The organism is Streptomyces sp. NPDC056486, assembly GCF_042795295.1.
Classification (GTDB): Bacteria; Actinomycetota; Actinomycetes; order Streptomycetales; family Streptomycetaceae; genus Streptomyces.
The window spans coordinates 1-8854 of the sequence record NZ_JBHTSF010000254.1 but is presented as its reverse complement, the minus strand read 5'-3'; the positions used below and the strand labels follow the sequence as shown (position 1 = coordinate 8854).

Below are 8854 nucleotides of genomic sequence, written 5' to 3'. Positions count from 1 at the left end.
CCCCAGCACAGGAGTTGACTTGATACCGACATCGGTGAGTTACCGACCTCTGACCGGCCCCGAGGAGATCGAACTATTCTGCCGACTCTCCTACGTCCTGGACCACGAGTTGACCGACGACTTCGCCGACGGATGCCGCCGCCCTGAGTGGACCTGGGTGGCCCTGGACGGCGACCGCCTCCTCGCCCGGCTCGCCTGGTGGACGACCCCAGGTGGTGACGTCCCACTGCAGCTCGACTTCTTCGACATCGACGACACGCTGCCCCTGGCCGACCGCGGCGAGATCGGCCTGCAACTGTTCAAGACAGCGACGGCGACCGTTTTCCCGGCGGGCGCGAAGTTGCCGGAGTACGGCCGCTTCGTCCCGACCGACTGGCGTGAGGACCCCGCAGCCCGCGAGGTGGTCGAATCCCGCACGCGCGTACTGGAGAGCACGGGTGCACGGCTTCTGGTCGAGCGGCTGCGGTTGCAGTGGACCCTCGCGTCCCCACTCCCGGAACCCAAGGAGCGTCTCGTCTTCCGCCCGGTGGCCGACCGCGAGGACCTCCTGGCCCTGATGGCCCCGGTCTTGGAAGGCACCCTCGACGCCCACGGCCAAGCGGACCTGGCATCGGGACTGAGCCCGCGCGAGGCGGCCGAACGGCACTACGACGGGGAGTTCGCCAAGTACAAGACTCCGCACGAATGGTGGCGCATCGCCGAACTGCCCGACCGTAGCGGCCCGGTGGGCTTCGTGATCCCGGCCCGCAACAGCTACCACCCGATCATCGCGTACATCGGCGTCCTGCCCGCGCACCGGGGCAACGGCTACATCGACGAAATCCTCGCCGAGGGCACTCGTATCCTGGCCGCCGAGGGCGTCGACCGGATCAGGGCATCTACGGACCTCGGTAACGTCCCTATGGCAAGAGCCTTCGCCCGAGCCGGATACGCCAACTTCGAACGCTCCCTCAACCTGGTCTGGGACTGACCCCGCCTGCGGCCTCTCCGGATCTCCCCCCCAACAACCCTCGTCCCCCGTGGACTCGGTGCTGTCACGAGCCGTGCTGCACCCGGTGCGGGCCGGGGCGGTGTGCGGCTGGCCAGGGTGTTGTGCCGGTCCTGCTTGGAGGCCCTGACCAGCAAATCACTCGTGAGCCGGCTTTGAGCGCCGCGGCGTTCTCGGCTCTTCGGGCCCGCGTCTTGTACGGCGTCCCCCGCCACGACCCTTGGCGGGTACCGGGCCTAGCCTGCATCGAGTACGGGCGCAGCGTACCGATGAGGTAGCACGCCCAGTCCAGTCATGCTGAGCAACGGGCTCCGTTGGGCTTCATGTACTCCAGGAGATCGGCATTCACGACAGCATGATGATCTACCGCATAGAGTGACCATGCGCCTGGCTGGTCTGTATGAGGGCTTCCGGCGGCGAGCGAATGAGGCTGCAATGAGTGAACTGACGAAGCCCGAGATCGATCTTCCGGAGGGTGAGGCTCCCACCGAACTGACAATCCGCGACCTCGTCGTCGGGGACGGGCTTGAGGCGAAGCCGGGCAGGGTTGTCCAGGTTCACTACGTCGGGGTCACCTTCGAGTCCGGAAAGGAATTCGACACCTCCTGGGACCGGGGCCAGACGTTCAAGTTTGCCGTGGGCGGCGGCAAGGCCATCAAGGGCTTGGACCGCGGTGCTAGAGGGATGAAGGTCGGCGGCCGGCGCGAGATCATCGTTCCCCCGCGCCTCGGCTACGGCAACCAGTCACCCTCGCCATTGATCCCGGCGGGCTCGACACTCGTCTTCGTGGTGGACCTGCTCTCCGTCGCAGTCTGAGGCCTTCTGCTACCCGGCCTCTCCGCCCGGGACCAAGGCCGGGAAACACTTGCCGGCCGACGCCCTCCGCACAGATCGGCTACGGGGCGCTGCTGACCTACACGTTCCGCTGTTCCACCGGCTCCTGCAGCCCGGCTGGCACCGGCTCGGCGATGTGGCCATCGCGGCGGGCGTCGGCATCCAGGACGCGGCCACCGTGGTCACCGGGCTGGTGGCCGCGCAGATGGCGAGCATCCGCAGGGAGGCGTCGTGACGGCGCTGCTGGGGCTGGGCGCCTACCGCATCCCCGGTGGGGAACTGGCCGCCGCCCGGCGTGCAGCCCACTGCCCATCGGCCTGGATCGACACGGCACCAAACTACTGCGAGGGCCGGGCCCACCGGCTGCCGGCCCCGCGCTCGCCGGCCGCCCCGGTCTGCGCATCGCGGCCAAGGCCGGGTTCCTTGCCCCCGTATCCGCGCGCCGCCCGCGCCGCCCGCGCCGTCGGTGCTCCCGGGGCCTGGCACAGCATCGATCCTGCGTTCGGCGTCGGGTGAGTTTGGCGGCGGCCGCCGGTGCCGGGGGCGGCACTCAGGCGGGCACGGGGTGGGTTGCGGATCGCGGCTTGAGCGGCCGCGGCTGTTCTGGGGGAGCAGAACAACCCGGTTTACCCAGTGCTACCGGCGCGGGCACGTATCGGATTCGGTCCGCGCTCCCCGCACACCCAACAGAACGGAGCCGGACGGGCCATCGGCTCCAGGTCACGATGAAGACAAGCCCGCGCACAAGGTCGAATCTCAAACTCAGAACCCGTCTTTGGACCCGTCATACGCCGCTGAAACTTCAGCATCATGGGCGGCATGGGGAACGTCGCGGATGACTCCGAGAAAGTTCTGCCCGAGGATCCAACCGAGCACCTGGCGTTCGTGAAGGAGCACGGCGAGCAGTCCCGCGCCAGGATCATCGACCTGGACTTCGCGGTGAAGCACGGCATCATCCCGACCTGGTCCCAGGACTGATCCGCAGTGGCTTTCCAGCTCAACGTACTGACCAGCTAGAGCGTGTCCGGCGGATCATGCCGGGGACGCGGTGGTCTGGCACGCGCATCTGCGGCATTGTCGTCAATCACCATCGCTCCGCGATGCCTCAATCCTCCGCCTTGCAATTGCACGCACCAGACCGCCGCTCACCAGCAGCGCAGGCGCCCCGCCAACCGGGCCGGCCTGATCCGCCGGACACGCCCTAGCCCTCGATCAGGGTCCCCGGTGGGACCTCCGCGTCCTTCGCCTTGTCGCCCGGCTGCAACTGGCGGTCGTAGCAGCCCTGACGCCAGACCAGTTTCTTGAACTGCTCCGGGGTGAGCACACCCTGCCAAGGGGTGCCGCCCGGGCAGAACACGCCCTCGCAGCCGTAGCAGTAGTGCGCCGGCAGCCAGAACTCGTTGGCCAGTGTCTCGCCGGACGTCTCGGCGTCCTTCTCCCGGCCGTCCTCGCGCACCACTGCGAGGGTGGCGGCGAAGATGAGCAGCCCGAGGACTACACCGCCGACCGTGTACAGCTGGTTGTCCTTCTCGACGCCCATGTAGGCGAGACCGCCGCCGAACATGAGGCTCAGGACGAGCCCCTCGACGAAGTGGATGCAGCCGTCACCGCCACCGCTCTTCTCCGGGCCCTTCGCCAGGCGGGTACCGAGGCTCTTGGTCAGGGCGCTCTTGCCGGACCGCGCCTGTTCGACCGTCCGCACCTCGGCTCCACCGCAGCGCGGGCACGTCGGCGTCGGCGGTTGCGGCCTTCCGTCCGTTGTCATGCGCAGAACGCTATCCGGTGCGGGTATCGGCGCTGACGGCGGAGTGCGGTGCGGCCCCGCGCCTGCTCCAGCCGCCGAAGGTCGCGACTGAGTGCTTGTTGCGCGACGAACAGCCGGGCGGCAGCCCGGATGCTCCGCGCGCATGCGGGGTGGATCTCCCGTCGGGTCGGTGAAGCGCTGACCGCCCAACTGCTCTCCGCACGCGCGGGGGCCCCGTCACCACCGTGGGGTTCACGCTGCGCGGTTTCTGCTCCCCGCACGCGCGGAGGCCGTGTTGGACGTGTGGCCGGATGGCGAGGTGCTGACCGTCATCAAGCGGATCAGGGCAGCGATTGGCAAGACCCGGGGAGTTCGGGGCAGCCGGATACCGGGCAAAAGAGGGCGGGGGCTTTTCGGGGCACGGGGTTCACCTCCAGTCAGGGCATGGAGGGCCATCCACAGGCCCGTGCATATGAGCTGACCATTCGGCGTAAGGTGCGGCGCCCGTTCTTGGCCGGACGCTGCGGCCCGTGCTGTGCTCGGCGCGTGAGGCAAACGGGGTACTTCATTCCGCCGCACTTCGAACTCCGTTGTGGCGGAATGCACTTGGTCGTACAGCACATCCCCGGATGGCTGCCGGATGGCTGGTGGCAGCTCTCAGCACGGCCACAGGCAGCGGGCATGCAGTGTGGCTCACATCGCGGTGATTGGTTCACCGAGCCCATCTCGCCGGCTCCTTGAGTCACCGCTCAACGCATGGCTTCACTTCCGGGGTCACGGCCGGGCCGGGCACTCCAGGATCCGGCCGTCGACGGTCCCGATGAGCAAATGTCCTTGGGGCGCCACGGCACGGGATAGTGCGGTGGTCGATGCTCCGTCGATCTTGAGCTCGGTGTGCCATCGCGCCGAGCCGTCGTTGGCGTCCAGTGCGGTCAGGGCGCCGGAGTTGTAGGCCACGTAGAGGGTGTCCCCGTCGGTGTCCAGGGCAGTGGCAGGGTGATCGGTGCGGTGCCGCCACTGCACTGAGCCGTTCAGGGATCGCCGCACGACGTAGGCGCCACCGGGTTGGAGACCCTGGCCGTGGTGGACAGCGCCGGCGTAGACCAGGGACTGCCCTATCTCGGCCCCAGGGCCCCCGAAATGATGCTCCTGCGGTGCCCAGGAGTGCGGAAAGAGCCGCCGCAACGTCCCATCGGTATCCAGGGCGGTGACCCATTTGTCCTTGTGCGGCTTGTCCGGGTCAGAGCCGACCAAGATGTACGGGCGGCTCGCGTGACGGACGGCGAACGGGTGGTTGAACAAGTCGAAGTGGCTGACCTCCGGACCGTCTACCGGACCGTCGAGGTCGAACATCAGCAGCCGTTCGGGACGCTTGCGACGGCCGCCCAACGGCCTGAGGATCGTCCTGCGGCCGCCTGCGACGAGAACCGTGAACACGCCTGGACTCAGAGTCTCCAGCACGTCCCCTGTCTCGACAGCGATTCGGGCCAGCCGGGGTGCGGACGTCTCCCAGCGTCCTCCCTCGCGGCGACCGTGGCGTTCGGCGTTAGTCCACACTGATGTGCCGTCGGAGGCCAGAACCAGCTGCCGGCCGCCTTCCTCGTCCTCGACCGCCCATAGCAGGTCTCCGGAGGGCAGCCACGACTCCGCCAGCACCCCGTCCAGAGCGGCCAGCACGCGACCGTCCTCCGTACCTTCGACAGCCCACACCCGTCGACGTACGGACCACTGCCGACCGGCCGAGGCAGCGAGGTCCGCGAGGAATCGGCGGGCCTCCGCGCTGTGATCCGGCTGGACGACCGGTTTTGCGGTGGCAGTCAGCTCCTCGGCACCGATCGCCCCCTGCTCAACGGCGCTCCAGTCTGAGCGGGCTACAACGGCCGCATGACCCTGCTCGTGTGCCTGTGGGTTCTCCCAGTCGTCACACGGCGCCAAGGCCAGGCGAAGTGCCCTTTCGCTGCGCCATTCCACGCCGAGCACCTCCCGCGGGTGCTGCAAGGCGGACACCACGTCGCCGGAGTCCAGGTGGATCAGCAGGAGTTCGCCTCGAAAGAAGTAGCCGCCGTCGTAGTGCCCCGTACCTACGGCCAGCAGAGGAAGAACCGGGTGGAAAGCGAGCGACCGAACGGGGTACCCCGACCGCACCAGGTGCAGGCACCGCAGCCCGTCCCGCTCATAGACACCGATCCGGTGCCCCGTCCATCGGGAGTCAGCGGTCCCACTGCCACTCCACTGGATATGCCCGAGGTCCCCGCCCACAGCGACCGTCCGCGAGCGCTCGTCAGCGACGGCCAGAGCAGGTTCTCCCATCTCGGCGAATGGGCCGTCGCCGAGCACGCGTCGGACTATCGGCGCAAGGGTCATCGAGGGTTCCTCCCAGTTCGGCACATGACGACCGCTGTCCCGGGCGTGGCACGGCGGCAGCTCATGATCCCGCCTCGCGTAGTGCAGCAGCGAACGTCTCTGACGCTCGGCGGCCGAGCGGGGGCGCACGTCGCGGCCTCTTGGGCACCTGTTATTCCACTGAATTCCCTGAATCCGTCCTGCGTACTGCTTCGCACCGAGCGGCCAGTCCCGGTGCGGACAGGGGCTCTGTGCAGGTCGCGTCGTGTAAGCGGGCAGCTGCTCCGCCGAGCGGCAGCGTTTGTCAGGCGGGGAGGGGCAGTGCGGCCTGTGGGGAGGGGACGGGCCGTTGCTGCTCACGCCCGACCAGCAGGCCGCGATGCCGCAGGAGTACCTGGAGGGCCGTACGACCGACCCGGAGACGTGGCTGCGCACACCGGAGAACCTCGCCCGGCTGGCCGCCCTCCCTCACCAAGGCTGCCGAAGCCCGCAGCCGGACCACCGACCTCGAAATGCCCCGCTTTCACGACGTCGCCCCGCACATCATTATTCCGAAGACTGGCCCACAGCCCGCTCAAGACGACTACATGGGCTTTGCGCTGGTTCAGATAATGATCGCCGACCGTTTCGACATCACCGGTGCTCGCTGGGGACTCACCGGCGCCGAAGCCGTCCTCCAACTCCGCGCACTGATCACCAGCGACTTCGGGGACTACTCTTCCACGCAGCCTGCGAACACCAACGCCTTTATCCCGGCCCCGACCAGCACAAGTACGGCCTTACTGCTTGATCCCGACCGTCACTCCAGAGGATCCGCACCCAAGGGCCTTGGCCTGCCCGAGCAGGTTACCGAGACCGCCGTACAGGGTGTGGGCAAGCTCCTGGAGTCGGGCCGCCTCCACGTACTCGCCCGTCAGGCACCGCAGGGGGCGGGACGGCAGTGTCCAGGCGGGAGGCGGTGTTCTGCTCGGACCGGTGCCGGTCGCGGCATTTCGGGCGTACAGGGGAGCCGTGTCAAGGGGTTCGAGATTCGGGCGAGGACGTCGGCGGTGTGCTCGGTCTCGTCGATCCGGCTCGCCGTCGTGATCAGCTCTCGACAGGTACGGGTTCCGCGTGGACCGACACGGCGGTGAGGTAGAGACCGTCGCCGCTGAGCCGGAGCGTCGGGGGCAGGCCCTCGCTGAGAGCATCCGAAACCTCGGCGGTCGGGTAGCCGAAGAGGTCGATGCCGTGGAGGACAACTGGGCAGGCCGACGGCCCAGTGAGCGTGAAGGGGCCGCGGGTGAGGCCGATGCCGGCTAGGCCGGGGGTGTCCTGGTGCCAGCCGCGGCGGTCCGTGGTGTCGCCGTATGCGTCGAGCGTCAGGCCCCGGTACTGCGCGCTGAAGGCCCAGCGGGCGCCACAGACCCAACCATCGCGAACGTCCGCGACAGTGGCGACGGCCCACTGGGCGGCGCGCTCGTCCATGCCGAAGCTGAGGGTGCCGGCACAGCCAGGGAGCCGGAGACCGATTTCGGGGAGTAACTCGAACATGCGGCGATGGTCCCAATGACTGGCACTGCGCCACAAGCCGGAAACGACGATCACCTGCTGATTGTCGAGGCCCTGGCGAGCCGGTGGGAGCAGAGCAGGGCCGACGACGGCGGCACCACGGTGCGGGCGGGCCTCGACCTGCCCGGCCAGCCCGTGCATCCCACCGCCCTGAGCAGCGAGGATGAAGCGAATGCCCCCCCCCGGAGATCACCCGTGACCGTGCCCGCGCCTTCTATACGGAGATGGTGCCCGCCGATGCGCGGCACTTCTCGCGGCCTGAGCTTGAGGGGCCCGCACGGACGGCTAGGCGTCAAGAAGGCCCTCCGGCAGATGACCCTTTGAGGGTATTAAGGGCGAACGGTCATCGCCGAGGAGTTGCTCGGATCGTCTTCCTCTGCTGGTAAACGCCGAGGTCAGCGAGACTGCTCCCCGCAGAGTGCACCTGCCCGAGACGTACGGCAACCGGCGGGGGCTACAACCGGCTGCGGATGTGGGACGTCGATGGCACCTGGGAGTAGGTGTTCACCGCGTTGGTGGCCCAGGCCGACGCTGATGAGGATCTGAGCTGGGCCGTGTCGGTGGACTCCACGATTGTGCGGACTCACCAGCACGCGGCCGGGCCCGCAAAAACGGGGCTCCGACCAGCGAACACGACGACCACGCCATCGGTCGGTCCTGCGGCGGACTGACCACGAAGAGATCCACTACCCGCGCCGGGCTGAACTGGATGGCGGTGACTCTATTTGGCGATACCCCGTGGGGTGCGCCCGTCCCGGCTTCCCATGCCGACGTCTCGGTGGCACGAGGTGGCTTGTCAGAGGCGTCGGTTAACTTGCGGACCATGGGAAACGCAGGCGGATCATTGACGACCCGATCCACGGGGGAACTGCACCAGCTCATGCGGACAACCGGGTTCACCGGCATCGACGGCACGAAGGCGTTGGCGGAGGGCTGGCAGCTCACGGACTTTGCCGACGCCGGACGGCGCAGTCTGGCGAACCTCGTCCAGCGAACGCAGGCATCGGCCGTCATGGTGTCCTTCCTCGACAGCGATGTGGGCTTCATCGAGGCCCTCACGCCGGATGGCGACAGTTGGGAGGGCCTGCTCAACCGCGAGTTGGCGGAGAGCTACGAGATACCTCTGGAGCACTTCCCGATCGAACCCGCCGTGGCCGGCGCACTCGCATGGTCGGCCGCCGCCGGACTGACACCCCACGAGGAGGCTGTCCGGCAGACACTCACCGGGTCGGCCCTGTTCGCAGAGGAACTCTCCTCGGCCCTCCTGGTAGCCCTGGGGCTACCCGGCGCAGCCTAGGCCGTGTCTTCAATGTAGTTGCGCGGGATGATGGGCCTTGTGAGCCGACGCTATGAACTGACCGGTGAGGAATGGGAGTTGTTACGTCCGTTCCTTC

8 protein-coding genes and 1 pseudogene are annotated in these 8854 nt (G+C 68.1%); 6 read left to right on the top strand and 3 right to left on the bottom strand.

The features are described 5' to 3' along the window. Nucleotides 1-34 precede the first annotated feature (34 nt). The 4 genes from ACFQ7F_RS43980 (at nt 35) to ACFQ7F_RS43965 (ending at nt 2800) form a co-directional block, all read left to right on the top strand. Complete coding sequence (locus tag ACFQ7F_RS43980; protein WP_383284735.1) at nt 35-970, top strand: GNAT family N-acetyltransferase; 936 nt, start codon at nt 35-37, stop codon at nt 968-970. 453 nt (nt 971-1423) lie between these two features. Next, nucleotides 1424-1804 carry an FKBP-type peptidyl-prolyl cis-trans isomerase gene (locus ACFQ7F_RS43975; RefSeq protein WP_383284732.1) on the top strand — a complete coding sequence of 127 codons (381 nt, stop codon included), beginning with the start codon at nt 1424-1426 and terminating at the stop codon, nt 1802-1804. Between the two features lie 49 nt (nt 1805-1853). Beyond that, nucleotides 1854-2057, top strand: a complete 204-nt coding sequence (locus ACFQ7F_RS43970) for a hypothetical protein (RefSeq protein ID WP_383284729.1) — start codon at nt 1854-1856, stop codon at nt 2055-2057. Nucleotides 2058-2641: 584 nt separating this feature from the next. Next, nucleotides 2642-2800 (top strand): hypothetical protein, encoded by a 159-nt coding sequence (locus tag ACFQ7F_RS43965; protein ID WP_383284726.1) that lies wholly within the window; start codon nt 2642-2644, stop codon nt 2798-2800. 223 nt (nt 2801-3023) lie between these two features. Here the strand turns inward: ACFQ7F_RS43965 and ACFQ7F_RS43960 are convergent, their stop codons facing one another. Further along, nucleotides 3024-3587 carry a hypothetical protein gene (locus ACFQ7F_RS43960; RefSeq protein WP_383284723.1) on the bottom strand — a complete coding sequence of 188 codons (564 nt, stop codon included), beginning with the start codon at nt 3585-3587 and terminating at the stop codon, nt 3024-3026. A 753-nt stretch (nt 3588-4340) separates the two neighbouring features. Then, on the bottom strand, nt 4341-5930 hold the full coding sequence (locus tag ACFQ7F_RS43955; RefSeq protein ID WP_383284720.1) for a PQQ-binding-like beta-propeller repeat protein: 1590 nt from the start codon (nt 5928-5930) through the stop codon (nt 4341-4343). A gap of 590 nt (nt 5931-6520) precedes the next feature. Between ACFQ7F_RS43955 and ACFQ7F_RS43950 the strand changes: the two are divergent. Next, nucleotides 6521-6699, top strand: a pseudogene (locus ACFQ7F_RS43950) (ISKra4 family transposase); the annotation flags it as partial. A gap of 296 nt (nt 6700-6995) precedes the next feature. Here ACFQ7F_RS43950 and ACFQ7F_RS43945 read toward each other — a convergent pair. Further along, the gene (locus ACFQ7F_RS43945; protein ID WP_383284717.1) at nt 6996-7442 is read right to left on the bottom strand and encodes a hypothetical protein; all 447 of its coding nucleotides are present in this window, start codon (nt 7440-7442) and stop codon (nt 6996-6998) included. Between the two features lie 862 nt (nt 7443-8304). Here ACFQ7F_RS43945 and ACFQ7F_RS43940 point away from each other — a divergent pair. After that, complete coding sequence (locus ACFQ7F_RS43940; RefSeq protein WP_383284715.1) at nt 8305-8757, top strand: hypothetical protein; 453 nt, start codon at nt 8305-8307, stop codon at nt 8755-8757. The last annotated feature ends 97 nt before the right edge of the window (nt 8758-8854 follow it).

Excerpts from the sequence above, each read along its gene's own strand:
- ACFQ7F_RS43975 (WP_383284732.1), top strand. The coding sequence starts at position 1,424 with ATGAGTGAACTGACGAAGCCCGAGATCGATCTTCCGGAGGGTGAGGCT.
- ACFQ7F_RS43965 (WP_383284726.1), top strand. The coding sequence starts at position 2,642 with ATGGGGAACGTCGCGGATGACTCCGAGAAAGTTCTGCCCGAGGATCCA.
- ACFQ7F_RS43960 (WP_383284723.1), bottom strand. The coding sequence starts at position 3,587 with ATGACAACGGACGGAAGGCCGCAACCGCCGACGCCGACGTGCCCGCGC.
- ACFQ7F_RS43955 (WP_383284720.1), bottom strand. The coding sequence starts at position 5,930 with ATGACCCTTGCGCCGATAGTCCGACGCGTGCTCGGCGACGGCCCATTC.
- ACFQ7F_RS43945 (WP_383284717.1), bottom strand. The coding sequence starts at position 7,442 with ATGTTCGAGTTACTCCCCGAAATCGGTCTCCGGCTCCCTGGCTGTGCC.